Annotated in this window: 16 protein-coding genes; 3 read left to right on the top strand and 13 right to left on the bottom strand. The window is 74.3% G+C overall.

Annotation, left to right across the window (positions count from 1 at the left end; genetic code table 11):
- Window positions 1–132: 132 nt before the first annotated feature.
- Window positions 133–309: a hypothetical protein gene (locus tag KME80_RS39465; protein ID WP_219514365.1), complete on the bottom strand. Its 177-nt coding sequence runs from the start codon at window positions 307–309 to the stop codon at window positions 133–135.
- A 14-nt stretch (window positions 310–323) separates the two neighbouring features.
- Complete coding sequence (locus KME80_RS39460) at window positions 324–515, bottom strand: hypothetical protein (protein ID WP_219514363.1); 192 nt, start codon at window positions 513–515, stop codon at window positions 324–326.
- 466 nt (window positions 516–981) lie between these two features.
- Here KME80_RS39460 and KME80_RS39455 point away from each other — a divergent pair, with 466 nt between their 5' ends.
- Complete coding sequence (locus KME80_RS39455) at window positions 982–1683, top strand: SEL1-like repeat protein (RefSeq protein WP_219514361.1); 702 nt, start codon at window positions 982–984, stop codon at window positions 1681–1683.
- Window positions 1684–1686: 3 nt separating this feature from the next.
- Here the strand turns inward: KME80_RS39455 and KME80_RS39450 are convergent, their stop codons facing one another.
- Window positions 1687–3237, bottom strand: a complete 1551-nt coding sequence (locus tag KME80_RS39450; protein WP_219514354.1) for an AMP-binding protein — start codon at window positions 3235–3237, stop codon at window positions 1687–1689.
- Window positions 3238–3523: 286 nt separating this feature from the next.
- Between KME80_RS39450 and KME80_RS39445 the strand changes: the two genes are divergently transcribed.
- On the top strand, window positions 3524–5209 hold the full coding sequence (locus KME80_RS39445; RefSeq protein ID WP_219514352.1) for a right-handed parallel beta-helix repeat-containing protein: 1686 nt from the start codon (window positions 3524–3526) through the stop codon (window positions 5207–5209).
- On the opposite strand, the gene KME80_RS39440 is transcribed toward KME80_RS39445, so the two are convergent.
- From KME80_RS39440 to KME80_RS39395, 10 genes are all read right to left on the bottom strand, one after another.
- Window positions 5137–6255 (bottom strand): methyltransferase, encoded by a 1119-nt coding sequence (locus KME80_RS39440; RefSeq protein ID WP_219514342.1) that lies wholly within the window; start codon window positions 6253–6255, stop codon window positions 5137–5139. The genes KME80_RS39445 and KME80_RS39440 overlap by 73 nt on opposite strands.
- A gap of 10 nt (window positions 6256–6265) precedes the next feature.
- Window positions 6266–7555: an MFS transporter gene (locus KME80_RS39435; protein ID WP_219514340.1), complete on the bottom strand. Its 1290-nt coding sequence runs from the start codon at window positions 7553–7555 to the stop codon at window positions 6266–6268.
- Window positions 7552–11763, bottom strand: coding sequence for a non-ribosomal peptide synthetase (locus KME80_RS39430; protein WP_219514338.1), 4212 nt, complete (start codon window positions 11761–11763; stop codon window positions 7552–7554). The genes KME80_RS39435 and KME80_RS39430 overlap by 4 nt, the downstream gene beginning before the upstream one ends.
- Window positions 11760–12464, bottom strand: coding sequence for a DUF6875 domain-containing protein (locus tag KME80_RS39425; protein WP_219514336.1), 705 nt, complete (start codon window positions 12462–12464; stop codon window positions 11760–11762). Before KME80_RS39425 ends, KME80_RS39430 begins: the two co-directional genes overlap by 4 nt.
- On the bottom strand, window positions 12461–13747 hold the full coding sequence (locus KME80_RS39420) for an FAD-dependent oxidoreductase (protein ID WP_219514334.1): 1287 nt from the start codon (window positions 13745–13747) through the stop codon (window positions 12461–12463). The genes KME80_RS39425 and KME80_RS39420 overlap by 4 nt, the downstream gene beginning before the upstream one ends.
- A gap of 5 nt (window positions 13748–13752) precedes the next feature.
- Window positions 13753–13923, bottom strand: coding sequence for an MbtH family protein (locus tag KME80_RS39415; RefSeq protein WP_219514375.1), 171 nt, complete (start codon window positions 13921–13923; stop codon window positions 13753–13755).
- Between the two features lie 5 nt (window positions 13924–13928).
- Complete coding sequence (locus KME80_RS39410) at window positions 13929–15359, bottom strand: amino acid adenylation domain-containing protein (RefSeq protein ID WP_219514332.1); 1431 nt, start codon at window positions 15357–15359, stop codon at window positions 13929–13931.
- A gap of 11 nt (window positions 15360–15370) precedes the next feature.
- Window positions 15371–16546 carry a glycosyltransferase gene (locus tag KME80_RS39405; RefSeq protein WP_219514330.1) on the bottom strand — a complete coding sequence of 392 codons (1176 nt, stop codon included), beginning with the start codon at window positions 16544–16546 and terminating at the stop codon, window positions 15371–15373.
- Entirely contained in the window at window positions 16543–16779 is a 237-nt protein-coding gene (locus tag KME80_RS39400) for a phosphopantetheine-binding protein (RefSeq protein ID WP_219514328.1), read from the bottom strand. Before KME80_RS39400 ends, KME80_RS39405 begins: the two co-directional genes overlap by 4 nt.
- A 419-nt stretch (window positions 16780–17198) precedes the next feature.
- On the bottom strand, window positions 17199–18182 hold the full coding sequence (locus KME80_RS39395) for an NAD-dependent epimerase/dehydratase family protein (RefSeq protein ID WP_219514326.1): 984 nt from the start codon (window positions 18180–18182) through the stop codon (window positions 17199–17201).
- A gap of 119 nt (window positions 18183–18301) precedes the next feature.
- Here KME80_RS39395 and KME80_RS39390 point away from each other — a divergent pair, with 119 nt between their 5' ends.
- The gene (locus KME80_RS39390) at window positions 18302–19915 is read left to right on the top strand and encodes a sulfatase family protein (RefSeq protein WP_219514319.1); all 1614 of its coding nucleotides are present in this window, start codon (window positions 18302–18304) and stop codon (window positions 19913–19915) included.
- The last annotated feature ends 8 nt before the right edge of the window (window positions 19916–19923 follow it).

Here is a 19923-nt window from a genome sequence, read left to right as displayed (position 1 = left end):
CCGGGGGTCGGGGGCCGGGGGTCGGGGGCCGGGCGCGGGCGGGGCCAGACCGGGAGCGGGCGGAAGCCAGGCCGGGAGCGGGCGGAAGCCAGGCCAGGCGCGAGCAGAAGCCAGGCCAGGCGCGGGCCCGGGTTACGGGTCGCGTTTGTGGAGGAGTTTGGGGAGGGTGGCGAGGGTGGCGCCGCCGGCGGCGCCGGCGCTGAGGAGGGCGCCGGGCCATTCGGCGCCCGTGGCGAGGACGAGGGCGCAGGTGATGGCGGCGATCATGACGGTGAGCGTGAGCGTGAGCAGTTGGCGCGTGGTGAACATCGGTCCTCGTCTCCTCAGGTGCGGTCGTCGGCCCAGAAGTCGATGAGCTCTTCCGGGGTGAGGTCTTCGGGACGCCCGGCGGGCGGGGTGCGCCCGGTGGCGAGCACCCAGGTGGTCAGGAGGGTGACCAGGAGGTGCTCGTCCGCCGGGCAGGGGGCGTCGGCGCAGTACACGATGCTGGACGGGCGGGCCGTGAGTATCGGCATGGGCGGTGGCCTCCCGAAGAGCAGCAATGAATGCGGTAACCATGCGGCTTGACGCAGGCCGTGGGCCAGCGATCCAAACGTGCTCGGACGGAGCCGTACGAGATCGGAAATAGACGGCAGCGGACGTTAAACTCCGTAAGCATCCGACATCGTCCGGATTCATCCGGAGTTATCCGGCAGCCCGCCCACCAATGGCGTCGAAAGTGCTGCTAGCTACCCGAATGGGCGACTGGGACCGATGGGGCAGTGATCATCCGGAGTGGCCACGGCAACCGGATGAGATGGAATCTGCGAAGTGTCATCGACGCGAGAATATTTCTGCAAATATGGCGACAATTCTTAGCCCACCACCCCAACAAGGACGATGACTGACACTCCCCGGGCAGGATCTCACTCCGCCTTCATAGCCGCGCTCATAGAGCTCCGGGAATCGGCCGGCCAGCCGAGCTATTCAGAGATGCACCGATTGTCGCGCGCACCGGACGTTCCCAAGGAACTGCCCGCGAGCACCGTCAGCGACATCCTCACCGGCAAGCGGGAACGCCTGCCGGACTGGAAGCTGGTCGCCTCGTTCGTGATGGTCTGTCACCGTCATGCCGAGCAGACGGGCCTGCCCCGCGACGCCCTCGGCACCGTGGAGCAGTGGCAGACCCGCTGGCGCGCCGCCAGGAGCGAGCAGCCGCCGCGCACCCCGTACGTCCCCGGCACGCCGGCGCCCGGTGCGCACGTCACCGGCACGTACGACCACTATCGGACCCCCGCGGACGAGGCCGAGCGGCGGACGACCAGGACGGTCGCGCGGCTGGTGCGGCGGGCGGGCGACGGTGACGCCGAGTCCGCCTACCGGCTGGCGATCATCCACGTGCTGACCGGCGACCTGGCGGCGGCCCGCTACTGGCTCCACGCCGCGCGCGGGCGGCATCATCCCGACGCCGAGGCGTTCGCCGCCGATCCGCGCCCGGTCGAGTTCGCGGCGCGGCTGTCGTTCGCCTACGGCCAGGCGTACGAGCAGGAGGGCCGGGCCAAGCACGACATCGCCAGGTTCTACTACGGGCTCGCGGCCAGGCACGGCCATCGGCCGGCCGCGCAGCGGCTGCGGGTGATGCGCGCGCTTCCGTTCGGCAAGCTGCTGCCCGCGCCCGTCGGGGGTGAGGTCCGGCCGGGGTGAGCGTCAGATCCGGCGGGCGCCGTCCTGCCAGTAGGGGTCGCGCAGCAGCCGCTTGTACAGCTTGCCGGTGGGGGTGCGCGGCAGTTCGGGGACGAAGTCGAACGACCGGGGCACCTTGTACCCGGCCAGCGAGGCGCGGCAGTGGGCCGTCAGCTCGGCGGGCAGGCCGCCGCCCGGCTCGACGCCGTCCGCGAGCTCGACGGCGGCCTTGACCTGTTCGCCGAACTCCTCGTCCGGCACTCCGAACACCGCGACGTCCCGGACGGCCGGGTGGGTGATGAGCACGCTCTCGATCTCGGCCGGGTAGATGTTCACGCCCCCGCTGATGATCATGTCGATCGCGCGGTCGCACAGGAACAGGTAGCCGTCCTCGTCGAAGTAGCCGATGTCGCCGGTGGTGAACAGCCCGCCGGCCCGGTGGATGGACGCGGTCTTGTCCGGGTCGCCCCAGTATTCGACATCGTCGCCGTTGGCGTAGCGGAACCAGATCTGGCCCTGCTCCCCCGGCTTGGCGGGCGTGCCGTCGTCGAGCAGGATGTGGATCTCGGTCGCCGCCTGCGGGCGGCCGACGCTGCCGGGCTTGGCCAGCCACTCCTCGGCGGTGATGACGGTGTTGACGCCCGCCTCGGTCGAGCCGTAGTACTCGTGGACGACCGGGCCGATCCACTCGATGATCTGCCGCTTGACCTGCGGCGGGCAGGGGGCGGCGCCGTGCCAGACCGAGGTGAGGCTCGCCCCGGAGAACGCCTGCCGGGTGGCGGCGTCCACGCGCAGCAGGCGGACGAACTGGGTGGGCACCAGGTGCACGTTGGTGATCCCGTACTCGTCGATGAGCCGCAGCGTCTCGGCGGGGTCGAACGCGCGCCGCATGACCACCGGGCAGCCGCCCATGAGCGCCATGAACGAGAACATCCACTGGGCGGAGTGGTAGGCGGGCCCGGCCAGCAGCGTCCGCCCGCCGTCGGGCACGGTGAAGGTCTGGCCGAAGCGGTCGGCGGCCAGGGCGAGGGCCTCGACGGGCAGGCCGGTGGTGGACTGCTTGCGGCTGACGCCCTTGGGCCTGCCGGTGGTGCCGGAGGTGTAGAACATGGGGCTGCCCATGACCTGTGGTTCCGGTTCGCCGGGCGGGGCCGCGGCGATGAAGTCCTCGTACGGGACGAAGCCCTCGATTCCCTCACCGAACGCCACGCGTACCGGCAGGTCGAGCCCCTGGACGGCCTCGGCGGCCTGGGCGGCGAAGGCCGGGTCGGAGAGCAGCGCCCGCGCGCCCGCGTCCCGCAGGACGTAGGCGAGCTCCTGGGCGGTCCAGTGCCAGTTGACCAGGACGTAGCGCAGGCCGATGTGACTGGCGGCGGCCATGACCTCGAAGTACTCGCGCCGGTTGGCGGCGTGGAGGGCGAGCACGTCGCCGGCGGCGAGGCCCGCGCCGAGGAGCGCGCCGGCCAGCCGGTCGACCCGTTCGTCCAGCTCGTGCCACGTGGTGACGCCGTCCTCGTCGGCCAGCGCGAGGTCGCCGGGCCTCGTCTCGGCGAAGCGGCGCAGCAGTCGGGCCATCGCTGATCTCCACTCTCGACTCAATAATAGAACTGGATTCTAGATATTGATTCCTCGATTAGATCACGCGCCCGGCCGGCTGTGAAGCCCGCCCCCGTCCGGCCGTGCAAGCAGACCCCGCTTCTTGCAAGCGGTTGTTGCAGAAATCCGAGCTGAGACCTGGCAAAACTCCTGGCCGCGTTTGCAGTTTTACTCAGGCGTATTGACGCCGTCCCGGCACGTAGCCACTGTGAGTGCAACCGGTTGGTGCCCCGGTGCCCCCCGTACCCCCCGAACGGAGCTGGACGTGCGCAAGCAAGAACATCTCGGCAGGCGGCTGGCGATCGTGCTGTCCGCCGGACTCCTCACCACCGGCGGGCTGGTCGCCGCGCTCAACGCGCCGGCCTCGGCCGCGCCGAGCAGCGGCGACTACACGCTGGTCAACGCCGGGAGCGGCCTGTGCGCCGCCGTGCCCGGCGCGGCCACGGCCGACGGCACGCAACTCGTGCAGAACCCCTGCGGAGCCGGCGCGGGGCAGGTCTTCACCCTCACCGCCTCCGGCGGCGACTACGAGATCAAGGCCGCGCACAGCGGCAGGTGCCTGGGCGTCCGGGACGCCTCCACCAGCGCGGGCAAGCCCGTCCAGCAGGAGACCTGCACCGGCGCGGCCTCACAGACGTGGCGGCTGACCGCCTCCGGGTCCGCCTACCGGATCGTCAACGCCAACGGCGGCAAGTGCGTCAACGTCAAGGACGACTCCACCGCCGCGGGCGCCCTCCTGCAGCAGAACTCCTGCGACTCCAAGCCCACCAAGCAGTGGACGCTGCGGCCCACGGGCGGCACCCCGACGACCAGCCCCACCCCCACCGTCACCCCCACGCCGACGATCACGCCGACCGTCACCCCGCCGCCGACCGGCGACACGCTGTACGTGGCCCCGAACGGCAGGGACGGCGCCGCCGGCACCCAGGCCGACCCGACGACGCTCACCTCCGCGATCACCAGGGTCGCCGCCGGGGGCACGATCTACCTGCGCGGCGGCACGTACGCCTTCTCACAGACCGTCACCATCGCGCCCGGCAACGACGGCACCTCCGGCGCCCGCAAGAAGCTGGCCGCCTACCCGGGTGAGACGCCGGTCCTGAACTTCTCCGGCCAGAGCGAGGACCCGGCCAACCGGGGGCTCGCCGTCAACGGGTCCTACTGGCACGTCCACGGCATCGTCGTCGAGCGGGCCGGCGACAACGGCATCTTCGTCGGCGGCAGCCACAACGTCATCGAGCGGACGGTGACCCGCTACAACCGCGACACCGGGCTGCAGCTCTCCCGGACCCTCTCCTCCACGCCGCGCGAGCAGTGGCCGTCGGACAACCTCATCCTGAGCGCGCTGTCGCACGACAACGCCGACTCCGACGGCGAGGACGCCGACGGGTTCGCCGCCAAGCTCACCGTCGGCTCCGGCAACGTCTTCCGTTACGCGGTGGCCCGCAACAACATCGACGACGGCTGGGACCTCTACACCAAGTCGGAGACCGGCCCGATCGGCGCGGTGACGATCGAGGACTCGCTGTCCTACGGCAACGGCACGCTGAGCAACGGCGGCCAGGCCGGCAACGGCGACCGCAACGGCTACAAGCTCGGCGGCGAGGACATCCCGGTCAACCACGTCATCCGGCGCAGCATCGCCTACGACAACGGCAAGCACGGTTTCACCTACAACCGCAACCCCGGCACGATGACGATGACGGGCAACGTCAGCGTCGACAACGCCGAGCGCAACTTCTCCTTCGACGCGGGCTCCACGGTGTTCCGCGACAACACCTCCTGCCGCTCCGGCGACGGCGCCAACGACAAGACGGTGGGGTCGGCCGACGGCTCCAACCAGTTCTGGACCGGCTCGAACGGCTCCCGGTGCTCCTCCTACGACGGCGCGCTGAGCTGGTCGTTCGCCTCGGACGGGCGGCTCGTCGTGACGTTCGGCGGCACCCCGTAGGCTCCCCGCCCGGCCCTCACCCCGCGTGCCGGGGTGAGGGCTTCTGCTGTCACGAGCGCGTGCGACGGCGAGCGGGCGAGATCCCGCCACGGCCCGGCCACGCACCCGGCCGCCTCCAGCCAGCCGCTGATCGTGCCGGTCGCGTGCAGCGCGCCGCCCTGCGTGTGCCACAGGTTGAGCGCGAATCCCGCGCCGAAGGCCAGGTCGGCGGCGGTGCCGCGCGGCTCGGGCACGCTCTCCAGGACGACCAGCAGGCCGCCCGGCCGCAGCGTGGCCGCCGCCCTGGCGACCAGCGCGGCGGCGTCGGGCGCGGCGAACCCGTGCAGCACGTTGAAGAGCACGGTCACGTCCTGCCCGCCCGGCAGCCCGGCAGTGAGCAGGTCGCCCTCCTGCCAGGTCAGCGGCCCGTCGGAGCGCCCGGTGACGGCGGCGTCGACGATCGTGGCGGACATCCCCGGGTACGCGCCGCAGAACGCGCGCGCGTACTCCCCGTGGCCTCCTCCCAGGTCGAGCAGGCTCCTGCTGCCCTCGGGCAGCGGCGTGAGCGAGACGACCTCCTCCGCCAGCCAGCCGGCCAGCCCGCGTTGCAGGTCGTGGAAGGCGGCCGACAGGTCGGGGCGGGCGGCGAGCCAGGGGTAGAAGCCGCCCGCCGGGACGCCGGAGCGGACGGAGTCGGCCAGCCCGCCCCACTGCTCCTCGACGATCGCCTGCCACAGGTCCAGGATGCGCCCGTAGTCGGTGCCGGAGCCGGAGCAGAGCCAGGCGGTGGTCGCGGGCGTGTTGGCGTGCCGGCCGTCGTGGCGTTCCACGTACCCGGTGGCGTGCAGCAGGCCGAGCAGCGGCTCCAGCCCGGTGGGGGCGACGCCGGCCGAGGCGGCGAGCTCGCCGGTGGTCAGCGGACCGGCGGCGAGCGCGTCGAAGAGGCCCAGCGAGCGCGCGGCCCCGACGGCGTGGCAGGCCATGAGGCCGATCAGGTCCAGCATCGGCGCCGGGGCGTCGCCGCCGCGGAAGGCGGCGACCTCTGCGGGCGTCAGTTCTACGGGCATGGCGTTCCTCTCAGGCGACGGGGACGGGGACCGGGCGGCGGTCCAGGCGGCGCAGCGCGGGCAGCGCGGCCAGGACGGCGGCCATGACGAGCAGGAGCAGCCCGTCGAGCAGCAGGACGAGGGCGATCCCGCGCCCCTCCCCCACGCCGACGAGCAGGCCCGCGCTGCCGGCCAGCGCCCCGCCGGGCAGCAGCGCCGGGTTCAGCAGGTGCTCGGCCACGGGCGCGGCCAGCAGGTAGCCGACCGGGACGGCGGCCGAGCCGAGCGTGTGCACGGTGCCCATGGCGCGGCCGAGCACGGCCGGCTCGATCCGGCTCTGCAGGACCGCGTGCGCGCAGCCGTTCACCACGGGCAGCGTGAACAGGAACCCGGCGGCGGCGGCCCCCACGAGCAGCGGCGACGGGGCCGGCGCGTGCAGCACGAGGAAGACGCCGCCGAGCGCCATGAACGCGGTCATCCCGCCGATCTTCCGGCGCGGCCCGCCCCAGGCGCCCATGACGAGCCCGCCGGCGAGCATGCCCGCGCCGCCGGCGAACATCAGCACGCCCAGCACGCCGGGCCCGGCGAACGACAGGATGAGCGGCTGCACCAGCACCCCGGCGACCGCGAAGGCGAAGTTGAAGCCGGTCAGCGCCGCCACCAGCGACGACAGCCCGGCGCGGGCCCGCAGGTGGCGCAGCCCCGCGCCGAGGTCCCGCAGCACGGCGGGCCGCGCGGCGGCGGCGTTGGGCCGCAGCACCTCGGCGGGCAGCCGGATCAGCACCAGGGCCGCCATGGCCACGCCGAACGTGACCAGGTCCAGCACCACCACCCCGCCCATCCCGGCGACGGCCAGCAGCGTGGCCCCGAGCACGGGCGCGGCGATCTGGATGCCGCTGGACAGGTGCATGAGCCCGTTGGCGCGGCCCAGGTGCCGCTCGGGGATCAGCAGCGGCGTCATGGCCTGGTAGGCGGTCAGGTGGAAGACGCCGCACGCGCCGCTGATCGCCGCGGCCAGCGCCACGTGCCACACGGCCAGCGCCTGCGCCCAGATCAGCGCGCCGACGGCGGCCGTCGCCAGGGCCGCCAGGCAGTCGGTGACGATCATCACCAGCCGCCGGTCGAACCGGTCGACGACCACCCCCGCGAACGGGCCGGCGAGGATGCCCGGCAGCATGCCGCTGAGCACGACCAGCGCGAACTCCGTCGGCGACCCGGTGCTCCGGTACACCCAGACGCCGAGCACGAACGTGGTGAGGCTGGACCCGACGGACGACAGCAGCGACGCCGTCCAGAGGAGCGCGAACCTGAGCACGTTCATCCGCGCACCGCCCCGGCCAGGCGCCCGGCGTAGCGGCGGACGAGCGTCTCGTCGGCGGGCGGGCAGACGATCCCGGCCCGGCCGAGAGCGCGCTCGGTGCGGCGGCAGTCGAACAGGGGCCGCCGGAACTGCGGGTCGGCCGCGTCCAGCACCGGCGCGAACGGCGCCATCGGGCTGTCCGCGCCCAGCCCGGCGGCCCGCGCCCGCCAGGTGTCCCACGGCACGCAGCGGGCGCCGAGCGCGTCGGCGATGCGCCGGTAGGAGATCGTCGCGCCGTTGAAGTAGTGGAAGTCCCCGGCCGTCGCCGGGTCCGCGATCAGGTGGGCGATGCCCGCCGCGACGTGGTCCACGGGCGACAGGTCCTCCTCGACGGACAGGTCCGGCACCAGGCCGAGACGGACGCAGGTGGCCAGCAGGCGGCTGAAGTAGTCGGCCGCGTTGCCCCGGCCGGTCACGCTGTGCCCGCCGACCCGGGCCGGCCGGTGCACCACCGCCGTCAAGCCCGCGTCCCTGGCCCGGCGCACCAGCCGGTCGGCCACCCACTTGCTCTGGTCGTAGCCGGTCTCCAGCCCGGCCGGGTCGTCCGGCGCGCTCGCCTCGGTCACCACCCGGTCCCGGTGGGCCAGGCCCAGGAAGACGCCGAGGGTGGAGACGAAGTGCAGCCGGGCGCCGCCGAGCCCGGCCAGGCGCAGCGCCTCGACGGTGCCGCCGACGTTGACCGGGCGCATGCGGGGGAAGCTCTCGTAGAAGTTCACCTGGCCGCCGTTGTGGCAGATCACCCCGACCTGCCCGGCCAGCTCGGCGAACCGGTCCCGGTCCAGGCCGAACCGGGGCGCGCCCAGGTCGCCCGGCAGGCCGCGCACCCGGCCGGGCGGGGCGTCCAGGCCGTGGGCGCCCAGGTTGTCCAGCACCCGCCGCCGGGCCCGGTCCTCGTCGGCCGCCCTGACCAGGCAGACGATCTCGGCGTCGGTACGGGCCAGCAGCTCGGCCAGGAGGTGCGCGCCGAGGAACCCGGTCGCGCCGGTCATCAGGATCGCCCCGCCACGCCGCACCGGGGAGGCGGGCTCGACCGTGAAGCCGGGCGGCAGGGTGGCCTGCGCCTCCAGATCGGGACGCTCCTGGCCGGCACCTGCCTGGCCGGCGGCGTCCCGGTCGACGGTGGCGGCGAGCTCGGCCAGGTCGGCCGTCTCCAGCACCGCGCGCAGCGGCACGTCGGCGCCGAGCGCCCGCCTGATCTCCGCGACCACCCGGCCGGCCAGCAGCGAGTGGCCGCCCACCTCGAAGAAGTTGTCCGACCTGCGCACGTCGGCCACGCCAAGGACCCGCCGCCACACCTCGGCCAGCGCCGACTCGGTGGCGGTCGCGGGCGGCTCGCCCGCCGGTCCCGGCGGCGGCAGCGCCGCCCGGTCCACCTTCCCGTGCGTCGTCCGGGGGATGGTCCCGACCAGGACGAACGCGGCCGGCACCAGGTAGCCGGGCAGCCGTTCGCGCAGGTAGGCCCGCAGCGCGCCCGGCGTCAGATCCGGCGCGCCGGTCGCCGCGTAGGCGACGAGCCGGTCACCGTCGACGAGCACGGCGCTGTCGGTGACGGCCGGATGGGCGGTGACGGCGTGCTCGACCTCGGCGGGCTCGATCCGGTGGCCGCGGATCTTCACCTGGCGGTCGCGCCGGCCCAGGAACTCGATCGCGCCGCCCGGCCGCACCCGGGCCAGGTCGCCCGTCCGGTACAGGCGCGCCCCGGCGGGGCCGTCCGGGTCGGGCACGAAGGCCGCCGCGGTCAGCGCGGGCGCGCCCGTGTAGCCGTCGGCCAGGCCGGCCCCGCCCAGGTGCAGCTCGCCGGCGCCGCCGACCGGCACCGGCCGGCCGGCCGCGTCGAGCACGCGGGCGCGCACGTGCGGCAGCGGCGTGCCGATCGGCACCCGGGCCGCGTCGCCGAGCTCGTCGGCGCCGCCGATCCGGTGCACGGTGGCGCACACCGTGGCCTCGGTGGGCCCGTAGTGGTTGAACAGCGCGCACCGGCCGCCGGTCAGCCGCTGCCAGGCGCGTACGTCCTCGGCGGGGACCTCCTCGCCGCCGACCATCATGATCTCGACGGGCCAGCCGCCGGGGACGCCGGTCCCGGCCAGGTCGGCGACCCAGCGCCGCCACAGCGCGACGGGCGCGTCCACGGCGGTGACGCCGTGCGCGGCGCAGAACCGGACGAGCTCCGCGCCGTCGAGCCGGGCGGGCTCAGGGTGGATCACCAGGGTGCCGCCGGACGTGAGCACCGGAAACAGGTCGCCGACGGAGGCGTCGAACGTGAGCGGCGGCAGCATGAGCACCCGCTGCCCCGGCCCGAACCCGTGCGCGTCCACGAACGAGCGGGTGAACGCGGCGACGGCCCGGTGCGGCACCACCACGCCCTTGGGCGCCCCGGTCCACCCCGACGTGAAGATCACGTACGCGGGGTCCCCGGGCCGCGGGCTCCTGCCTCCGCCGCCCCCGGGCGGGTCCGCGGCGTGCGGCACGAGCTTGGCGCCGGGGAAGGCGTCCAGCTCGGCCAGCCGGGCGGGCGGGGCGATCAGCGCCGCCGCGCCCGCCTGCCGGAGCAGGAGGTCCGCGCGGGCGGGCGGGTGGCCGGGATCGAGCGGCAGGTACGCGGCCCCGGCGAGCAGGACGCCGATGACGGCGGCGATGCCGTCCGGCCCCGCCGGGAGCGACACGCCGACCACCTCGCGCCCGCCGCCGGGCGCGAGGTGCGGCTCCAGCCGGGCGGCCACCTCCAGCGCGCGGGACGCCAGCTCGCCGTACGTCAGCCGCTCCCCCTCGGCCACGACGGCGACCCGGTCCGGGTCCCGCCCGGCCTGCCGCAGCACGAGCCCGGCCACGCTCTCCCACTCGCCCGGAGCCTGCGCGGACGGCTTGGCGGGGACCGGGCCGGAGTCGAACGGGATGCGGCTCACCGGCAGGTCCGGGTCGCCGGCGAGGGCCTCGACGGCCGTGGTCAGGTGCCCCGCCAGCGCGGCGGCCGTCGCGGCGTCGAACAGGTCGGCCGCGTAGTCCAGGTACAGCTCGACCTCGTCGCCCACGGTGACGAACAGGGTGAGGTCGAAGCGGGCCTCCGGGGCGGGCAGCTCCCAGTGCCCCACCGTCAGCTCGCCCGCCGTCACCGGGCCGCCGTCCAGATGCTCCATGACGAGCATCACCTGGAAGAGCGGGTTGTGGCTGAGGTCGCGGCGGCCTCCGGTGAGCTCCACGACCTCGTCGAACGGCGTGCCGCCGTGCGCGAGCGCCTCGGCGACGGTACGCCTGCCGCGCCGCAGCAGGTCCGCCACCGTCGGGTCGCCGCCGAGGTCCAGCCGGAGCGCCACGGTGTTGGCGAACATGCCGACCGTCTGCCCGAACCGCCGGTCGGTGCGGCCGTCCAAGGGGCAGCCGACCACCACGTCGTCCTGCCCGGCGCACCGGCCCAGCGTGACGCCGAGCGCGGCCAGCACCATCGCGAACACCGTCGTCCTGGTGCGGCGCGCGCTCTCCAGCAGGGCGGTGCGCAGATGGGCGGGCAGGACCCAGCGGTGCTGCGCGCCGCGCCCGCTCGGCACGGCGGGCCGGGGCCGGTCGGTGGGCAGGGCGAGCAGGGTGGGCGCCCCGGCCAGCCGGGCACGCCAGTAGTCGCGGTCCGCCTCGGCCCGCGCGCCGCCGGTCCGGCCGAGCCGGTCGACGTACTCGGAGAACGGGACGGCGGGCGGGCCGGGCTCGAACGTCCCGGCGAGCAGGCCGTACAGCTCGGAGAGGAGGATGCGCAGCGCGCGGCCGTCGCAGATCGCGTGGTGCAGGACGAGCACGAGCACGTGGTCCTCCGGGGCGAGCCGGACGAGCAGGGCGCGCATGAGCGGGGGGCGGCCCAGGTCGAACGGCCGGGCCACGAACGCGCCGCAGGCCGTGCGCGCCTCGTCCTCGCAGGTCACCTCCACGAGCTCCGGCTCGACCCGGGCCCCGGCGCGCACGATCCGGACGGGACGCCCGTCGCCGCCGTCGGCCAGGCCGGTGCGGACGGCCTCGTGCCGGGCGACCAGCCGGTTCAGCGCCTCGCCGAGCCGGGCGCGGTCGAGCGGGCCGCGTAACCGATGCCCGCCCCAGACGTGGTAACCGGACGAGTGGCCGGAGGAGTCCGCCTGGTGCAGGAACCACAGCCGTTCCTGCGCGGGCGTCGCCGGGAGGCCCGTCATGCCCGGCCCGCCAGGTCGCGCAGGTGGCCGGGCACCTGCTCGCCGAACAGGTCGCGGTAGGCGGCCAGATGCGTCTCGTCGGAGATGAGGAAGGGCAGGTCGGTGGGCACCATGTGCCGGATCACCAGCATCGGGACCGGGCTGCGCAGCGGGCGGAAGTCCTGGTTCCACAGTCCCGCCTTGTCCGGCGGCCCGTCGTGGAACTCGCCGATCATCAGGCCGTGGCCCACGTAGGCGTCCTTGAGCTCGCGCTGCGCGGCGTCGATCACCTCGCGCGCGTCGCGCATGCCCGGCAGCAGCACGAGGACGGTCGTCGACTGCGCGGCGGGCCCGCCCCGGGGCGCGAGGTCGAGGAACCAGTCGCGGTAGGGCGCGAGCAGGGCGCTCAGCGACGCGACGGTGTGGCCGCCGCCCGGCTGGACGGCCAGCAGGAAGGCGTTCCGGTCCAGCGACGCCTGCGCGTACGGGCACACCGGGCCGCGCCGGCCCAGCTCCGGGTGCGGCCGGGTCAGGTAGGCGCGCGCCCACGCGACGACGGCGCGCAGGTCGGCGCCGTGCTCGGCGGCCAGCGGGTGCGGCGCGGGGCCCGGCTCCCCGTCGGTCGGGTCGAGCACGTCGGCGGGGTCGAGCACGTCGGCGGGGTCGAACAGGTCGGCGGGGTCGAACAGGACGAGCGTGTCGTCCTGGGGATGCCTGATCATCGGGTGGTCCTCCCGGTACGCCGCGCGGCGAGCAGGCCGGCGGCGGCGAGACCCGCCCCGGCCGCGGCCAGCGCGGCGGCCAGCCGGTCCTGGCGGCGGGCGCGTCGCAGCGCCTCGCCGTAGGGCACGGTGGTGTGCGAGACGAGTGTGTACAGCGGCACCCAGGTGCCGGGGAAGGTCTTGTGCAGCAGCAGGTCCAGGCGCTTCCTGGCCAGGGCGAGCGGTGAGCGCATGCCGTCGCGCAGCTCCAGGAAGTTGCGTTCCGACAGCTCGGCCAGCACGTCGGTGTGCGGCTTGCGGGCGCGCTCGTAGGCGGCGAAGGCGGCCTCCCGGTCGCCCGGATGGCGGGCCAGCATGCGGTCGAGGACGAGGCAGTCCTCGAACGAGGCGTTCATGCCCTGGCCGTAGAAGGGGTAGACGGCGTGGGCGGCGTCGCCGACGAGCACCGTCGTGTCGCGGTGCCGCCACGGCGCGGTGCGCACGGTCGTGAGGTGGCTCATCGGCGCGGCCGACGCCTGCTCGTCGAGGTCGGGGACGAGCGTCGCCAGGTGCGGGAAGGCCGCGGACACCGGGTCCGGCGGCTCCTCACGCGGCAGGAAGAGCGTGCAGGTCAGGCTGTTGTCGAGATTGGGGTGGGCGACGCCGAGGCCGCGCTCGCCCGGCCAGATGTGCAGCGCCTCCAGCGGCACGGCCGGCTCGCCGCCGGGCGTGGCGCGGATCGTGACCTCCTTGTAGCCCCACTCCAGGTACTCGCGGCTGAACCCGGCCGGCAGGCCGCGCTGCATGGCGGTCCTGACGAGCGAGGACGCGCCGTCCGCGCCGACGACGAAGCCGGCCCGCAGCGTCGTGCCGTCCTCCAGGGTGACGGCGGCGGCGTCCCGGTCGACGGACACGCACCGGGTCTCGAAGCGCAGCCGCACGCCCGGCTGCTTCTCGGCGTGCTCGACCAGCAGCCGGACCAGTGTGTCGCGCCGGATCGAGTGCAGGATCTGCGACGGGTCGCCCCCGTAGGGGTAGAACGCCGGCCGGCCGCCCGCGTGCACCATGCGGCCGCGCATGGGCACCGACAGCCGCCGGGCCTCCTGCCACAGGCCGACCTCGCGCAGCGCCGCGATGGCCCGCGCCGACATGCCGAGGTTGATCGACCGCCCGCCGTCGTGGGCGGCCGAGCGCGGGTCGGGGCGGCGTTCGACCAGGTCGACCCGGTGCCCGCCGCGGGCAAGCAGGATCGCCAGCAGCGGCCCCGCCAGTCCCGCCCCGACGATGATCGCGTGGGGTGCCATGACCGTCACCCCTCGCCGCGCGCGCTCAGCGGACGCATGTCGGTCCACACGGTCTCGATGTGCGCCAGGCACTCCTCCTTGGTGCCGGCGAACCCGGTCGCCCGCCAGCCGGGAGGCGGTTCCCGGTCCGCCGTCCAGACGGAGTACTGCTCCTCGTGGTTGACGACCACGACCATGTCGCTCACAGCTTCTCCTCGAGCGCGCGCCGATCGATCTTTCCGTTGGGGGTCAGGGGCAGCGAGTCCAGGCGGATCACCCGGCTCGGCACCATGTACGCGGGCAGCGTCGCGGCCAGCCGGGTGCGCAGCGCGGGGCAGTCGCCGACCACGAACGCCACCAGGGCGTCGCCGGACACGGCCGCGACGGCCTGCCGCACGCCGGGCAGCTCGTCCATCGCGGCCTCCACCTCGCCGAGCTCGACCCGGTAGCCGCGCACCTTCACCTGGGTGTCGGACCGGTGCAGGAACTCCAGGCCGCTCTCCGTCCGCCGCACGACGTCGCCGGTCAGGTAGAGCCGGCCGCCGGGTTCGCCGTACGGGTCGGGCACGAAGCGTTCGGCGGTCAGGGCGGGCCTGCCGAGGTAGCCGCTCGCCACGCCGGTCCCGCCGATGGCCAGTTCGCCCTCGGCCACCCGGTCCAGCCGGTCGTCCACGACGTGGACCGAGGCTCCGGGCAGCGGGGTGCCGAGCGAGACCGTGTCCGGCTCCCACGGCACCTCCCACGAGGTGGCCCAGACGGACGCCTCCGTCGGCCCGTACATGTTGATCAGCCGGCCGACGCGTGGGCGCAGGTCCTTGGCCAGGGCCGGGGGCAGCGCCTCGCCGCCCGCGAGCGCGGTCAGCCTGGGGGCGCGGAACCCGGCGTACAGCAGGACGCGCCAGCCCGACGGGGTGGCCTGCATGTGGGTGACGCCCTCGCGTTCGATCAGGGCGGCGAGCCGTTTGCCGAGGATCGCGGCCTTCGGGTCGAGGAGGATCAGCCGGCCGCCGGTGACGAGCGGCAGGTACAGCTCGGGGACCGACATGTCGAACGTGAGCGCGGCGGCCGACAGCCAGACGTGCTCGGGCGCCGAGCCGACCAGGTCGCGCATGCCGGCGAGCAGCGCGGCCAGCCCGCCGTGCGGCACCACCACGCCCTTGGGGCGGCCGGTCGACCCGGAGGTGTAGATCACGTACGCGGGAGATGCCGGGCCGGGCCGCGCCTCGGGGACGGCGGCCGTGGCGGGGACGTCCTCGTCCAGCCGGACGGCGGGCAGCGTGGTCGTGGCGGGTTCGCCGGTGGTCACGAGGAGCCGCGCGCCGGAGTCGGCGAGGACGAGCTCGGTGCGGGCCGCCGGGTGCTCCGGGTCGAGCGGCAGGTAGGCGGCGCCGGTCCGCAGGACGGCGAGCATGGCCGTCACGCAGGCCGCCGACTTCGGGGCGCGGATGCCGACGAGGACGCCGGGACCGGCCCCGGCGGCGGCCAGCCGGGCGGCGAGGCGGTTCACGGCCGCGTCCAGCGCGGCGTAGGTCAGGCGCTCGTCGCCGTCGGCGAGCGCGATGCGGTCCGGGGTGCGCGCCGCTTGGCGCGCGAATAATTGAACAACGTTTGGGAGCGCTCCCAATTCAGGCATGCGTCAACTCCTCAGCTTTCCAGCAGCTCTTCCACGGCCTGTGCGGCGGCCCGCAGCCCCGGCTGGGCGGACTGCTCGTACGGGGCCACCCGGGCGGCGTAACCGTCGTCGGCCAGCGCCGCGCGCAGCAGGGGAACGATCTCGCCCGTGGTCCACCGCCGCTCGGGCAGCCAGGACCCTAGCCCCAGCCTGGCCAGGCGCATGCCGTTGTCGGAACGGTCGAAACCGTGCGCCAGCAGCACCTGCGGCACCCCGGCCGCCACCGCCCTGACGACGGTGCCGATGCCGCCGTGGTGCAGCACCGCCCTGGCACGTGCCATCACCCGGTGGAAGGGCAGGTGCGGGAACCACGCGACGTCCTCGGGCAGCCGGTCGGGCACCAGGTCCCGATGCCGCGCCACCACCAGGGCCGGCACCCCCGCCTCGGCGCACGCCGCCACGGCTGCCGGGTAGAACCGCTCGTGGATCATGCGTCCCGTCCCGCCCGTCACGATCACCGCACCCCGCTCCAGCAGGCGCTCCGCCTCCGGCGGCACGGGGTCGGCGAACGTGTCGTCGCCATAGGGCGCCCCGGTCAGCCGCGCCCGCGCCGGCGCCGCGATCCCGGCCCGGTCGAACCAGTCCGGCCACAGCCCCAGATGCAGCCCGGCCGAGGTGAACCAGGCGCCCCAGTCGCCCACCGGGCCCAGCCCCAGCGTGGCCCGGACGGTGTCGAGCCGGTCGGCCATCGTCTCCCGGTACATGTGCACGGCGGGCCGCTCGGACATGTACTGCACCGGCGTCACCGCCACCCACGCGACCGGCACGCCCAGCGCCTCACCGGCGAACAGCGTGGAGACCGCCGTCGTGTGCCGCCCCACGAACACCGTCTCCCCCGGCACGTGCCTGGCCTTGAGCACCTCGCACTCGTACGCGATCTGGTCGAACAGCCCGATCGCGTCGTAGAAGCGCCGCCACCGGTCCATCCCGGCGCCCAGCAGCATCGGCGTGTCCGCCAGGTAGCGCTCGTAGTCGCGCTCGGTGTCGATGGCCGTGAACTCCAGCCCGGCCCGCCGGGCCACCGCCTCGAACGGCGCATGAGTGAGAAGCTCCACCCGGTGCCCGCGCTCGCGCAGCACCCGCCCCAGGCCCACGAACGGCAGCACGTCGCCGTGCGTGCCGTGGGTGACCAGGACGACGCCGGTCAAGAGTGCTCCCCGATGGCCCGCGCCGCCTCGGCGACCGTCAGCCCCTCGACGAAGAGCACCTCCACCGGCAGCTCGACCCGGAACTCGCTCTCCACCATCGCCAGGAACTGGACCATCGCCAGCGACTGGCCGCCCAGCTCGAAGAAGTCCTGGTCAGGGGAGGTGACCTCGACCCCGAGGATCTCCGACCACAGCCGCATGACCTCCGTTTCGAGCACGCCGGACATCGCCATATCAATTCTCCTCGTTGCGCGGAATGGACGCCCGTCACCGAGCGAGAGAAGGACCTTGCGCCTCCAGTGGCGCTCATCGCCTGCGAAGGGGTTTCGACGACCTGGGCGCCTGACCGATCAGGGCCCCATCCAAGATCATGGGATCGCTCCCAAAACGGAACGCTAGGGTCGCCTCAGCGGGCGAGTCAACCTTTTCACCCCCAATTGCGCCACTGTCAGGACGGGGGTTGGGAGCGCTCCCACACCCTTACGGGCACGAACCGGTCATCCAGGCCGATCCCTTTCCGCCCTCCCCCCACGCCCGCCCGAAAGCGCGCGCCCCCCGGGAGGCGCCCGGGGTGCTTCCCCCATGCGCGAGCGCGCCCTCCCACGGGTGCGCCCCTCCCGTACCGGGGTGCTCCCCTGACCGGGGGAGCAGGTCAGGGGGTGGCGGCGGCCAGGGCGGCGTCGTCGGCGGCGGCTTCCTCCGGGGTCCAGGGGTTCGGGGACGGGTGGGCGAGGTGCCAGCGGACGGACTCGGCGACGCGCGTGGCGGGGTCGGCGGCGGACCAGCCGAGCAGGGCGGCGGCCCGGTGGGAGGAGACGAGGGCGTGCTGGGCCGGGGCGCCGGCGAGTGCCAGGGCGGGCGGCAGGGCGTGGTCGGGGACGCGGACGAGCTCGGCGGAGGAGCCGGCCGCGTCAAGGATCTGCCGGAACCAGCCGCCGAAGGTGAGCGTGCGCGATTCGCCGATGGTGAGGGCCTGCCCGTCGGCGGCCCGGCTGTCGAGGGCGGCGAGGACGGCGGAGGCGAGGTCGTCGACGTGCAGCCGGGTCCAGAGGAGGTTGGCGGCGCCGACGGGGATGCGGTCGCGGCCGGCGCGGACGCGGCGCAGGATGACGTCCTCGCGGCGTTGCGCGTCGTGCGGCCCGTAGATCATGGGCAGCCTGAGGACGACGGCGCCGCGCGGCAGCCAGCGTTCCTCGACGTCGAGCTTGTCGTAGTCGTCGGGGACGCCGGGCAGCCCGGCGCCTCGGTAGGGGTAGCGTTCGCGGCGCAGCTCGGAGTCCTCGTCGATGGGCATCGCGGCGAGCTCGCGGCCGGTGTTGAGCCCGGTGAACGCCTGGTAGACGTCGACGCTGGACAGCACCACGGCGGGCACGTCGGGCAGGACGGGCAGCACGGCGTCCACGTCGGCGGCGGTCAGCGCGTAGGAGTCGACGATCGCCTCGGGGTCGAAGTCGCGCACGGCGCCGGCGTGGCGGGCCAGGTCGTGGCGGTCGGTGAGCAGGTGGGTGACGCCGGGCAGGTCGGGCAGCGGCGTGTTGCCGCGGTGGACGGCGAGGACGTCGTCGCCGCGCGCGGACAGCCGTTCGGTGATCCGCCTGCCGGTGAACCTGGTGCCGCCGAGGATCAGGACTCTCATGCGTCCCAGCCTGCCACGGTTCCCAGAAACCCCTGAGGGGCTTTCTGGCGCGAGGACGTCAAATGCGTGATTAGTGTGCTTACACCCCGAATGCACCGACAGTAAAGAGCCCCCTGATCATGCGAATCCCCAGCAAACGCCTCGCCGCGGCGGCCGCCGCCGTCGCGCTGGCGCTCTCCGGCACAGCGCCGGCGAGCGCCCAAGAGACCGCCGCCCAAGGGAGTGCACAAGCGGAGCGGCCCAAGCAGCCGAACATCGTGTTCTTCCTCGTCGACGACATGTCGGCCGACCTGCTGAACTACATGGACACGGTCAAGGGCCTCGCCACGGACGGCACGACGTTCAGCAACTACTACGTGTCCAACTCGCTGTGCTGCCCGTCGCGCGCCTCGACGTTCACCGGCGAGTTCCCGCACAACACCGGCGTGCAGACGAACCAGGGCGCCGACCGGGGCGGCCACGCGGCGTTCGCCAAGCACGAGGGCCGCACGTACGCGACCGAGCTCCGCAAGGCGGGCTACCGCACCGGCTACCTGGGCAAGTACATCAACGAGTATCCGGCCGAAGCCGGCTACCAGGTGCCGCCGGGCTGGGCCGAGTGGCACGTGTCCGCGGGCGGCGGCTACAACGAGTTCCGCTACCGGCTCACCGGCTACATCGAGGAGGAGACTCCGGGGCGCAAGCCGATCGTCTCCGGAGGCGACTACCTGGTGGACGTGCTGGGCCGGCGCGCGGTCAAGTTCCTGGAGCGCTCGCGCGAGCACGCGCCGGGCAAGCCGTTCTTCCTCCAGGTCGCGCCGTTCTCCCCGCACTCAAGGGTCAACGTCAAGCCGGGCCAGAAGGAGCCCCGCTTCCCGCCCGCGTACCGGGACCGGCCGAAGAAGCAGTGGCCGGCCGGGCAGTTCCCGAACGGCGACTGCGGCGGCGTCGACTGCGACACCGTGGACGTCACCTCGCTGCCCGCCTTCGACGAGGACACCTCGGACAAGCCGGCCTGGGTGCGCCGGCAGCCCATCGGCCCCAAGCTCACCAAGGAGCTGCGCACGGACTTCCGTGACCGCGTCCGCATGGTGCAGGCGGTCGACGACATGGTGGAACGCGTCCTGTCGGCGCTCACGCCCGCCGAGCGGCGCAACACCTACGTGGTGTTCACCTCCGACAACGGCTTCCACCTGGGCCAGCACCGGCTGGTGCGCGGCAAGTCCACGGCCTACGACCATGACGTACGGGTGCCGCTGCTGGTCAAGCGCCCGGCCGCCGGGCGGCAGGGCGACCTGGTCACCGGCGCGATCGCGCAGAACGTGGACCTGTTCGCGACCTTCCTCGACATCGCGGGGGTGGACCCGGCGCGGCGTGACAGCCGTGACGGCCGCAGCCTCCTGCCGCTCATCTCCGGGCACCGGCCTAAGCAGTGGCGCGACGCCGCCCTGATCGAGCACGTCAGGCCGGACCCGGCCGCGGAGGGCAGGCCCGACCCGGACGCCGACGACCTCAAGCGCGGCAACGGCGGGCCGCCCGACTACGCCGCCGTGCGGACGGCCGACGAGCTCTACGTCGAGTACCGGGGCGTGGCCGAGCCCGAGTACTACAACACCGCCGCCGACCCCCACCAGGAGCACAACGACCCCGGCAACGCGCGCACTGCCGGCCTGGCCGAGGCGCTCGGCCGGCTGAGGGACTGCGGCCGCCCGGGGAAGACCGACTGCTGGACGGCGGCGCGTACCGGCTCCTGAGCACCGGC

The organism is Nonomuraea ceibae, assembly GCF_019396325.1.
Taxonomy (GTDB): Bacteria; Actinomycetota; Actinomycetes; order Streptosporangiales; family Streptosporangiaceae; genus Nonomuraea; species Nonomuraea ceibae.
Note: the sequence above shows the minus strand (reverse complement) of the source record. Positions and strands in the feature narration are given on the sequence as shown.

Bases quoted from the DNA above. Each gene is read 5' to 3' on its own strand.
- KME80_RS39420 (WP_219514334.1), bottom strand. From the start codon at position 13,747: ATGGCACCCCACGCGATCATCGTCGGGGCGGGACTGGCGGGGCCGCTG.
- KME80_RS39400 (WP_219514328.1), bottom strand. From the start codon at position 16,779: ATGGCGATGTCCGGCGTGCTCGAAACGGAGGTCATGCGGCTGTGGTCG.
- KME80_RS39430 (WP_219514338.1), bottom strand. From the start codon at position 11,763: ATGACGGGCCTCCCGGCGACGCCCGCGCAGGAACGGCTGTGGTTCCTG.
- KME80_RS39460 (WP_219514363.1), bottom strand. From the start codon at position 515: ATGCCGATACTCACGGCCCGCCCGTCCAGCATCGTGTACTGCGCCGAC.
- KME80_RS39425 (WP_219514336.1), bottom strand. From the start codon at position 12,464: ATGATCAGGCATCCCCAGGACGACACGCTCGTCCTGTTCGACCCCGCC.
- KME80_RS39410 (WP_219514332.1), bottom strand. From the start codon at position 15,359: ATGCCTGAATTGGGAGCGCTCCCAAACGTTGTTCAATTATTCGCGCGC.
- KME80_RS39465 (WP_219514365.1), bottom strand. From the start codon at position 309: ATGTTCACCACGCGCCAACTGCTCACGCTCACGCTCACCGTCATGATC.
- KME80_RS39450 (WP_219514354.1), bottom strand. From the start codon at position 3,237: ATGGCCCGACTGCTGCGCCGCTTCGCCGAGACGAGGCCCGGCGACCTC.
- KME80_RS39440 (WP_219514342.1), bottom strand. From the start codon at position 6,255: ATGCCCGTAGAACTGACGCCCGCAGAGGTCGCCGCCTTCCGCGGCGGC.
- KME80_RS39395 (WP_219514326.1), bottom strand. From the start codon at position 18,182: ATGAGAGTCCTGATCCTCGGCGGCACCAGGTTCACCGGCAGGCGGATC.
- KME80_RS39390 (WP_219514319.1), top strand. From the start codon at position 18,302: ATGCGAATCCCCAGCAAACGCCTCGCCGCGGCGGCCGCCGCCGTCGCG.
- KME80_RS39435 (WP_219514340.1), bottom strand. From the start codon at position 7,555: ATGAACGTGCTCAGGTTCGCGCTCCTCTGGACGGCGTCGCTGCTGTCG.
- KME80_RS39415 (WP_219514375.1), bottom strand. From the start codon at position 13,923: ATGGTCGTGGTCGTCAACCACGAGGAGCAGTACTCCGTCTGGACGGCG.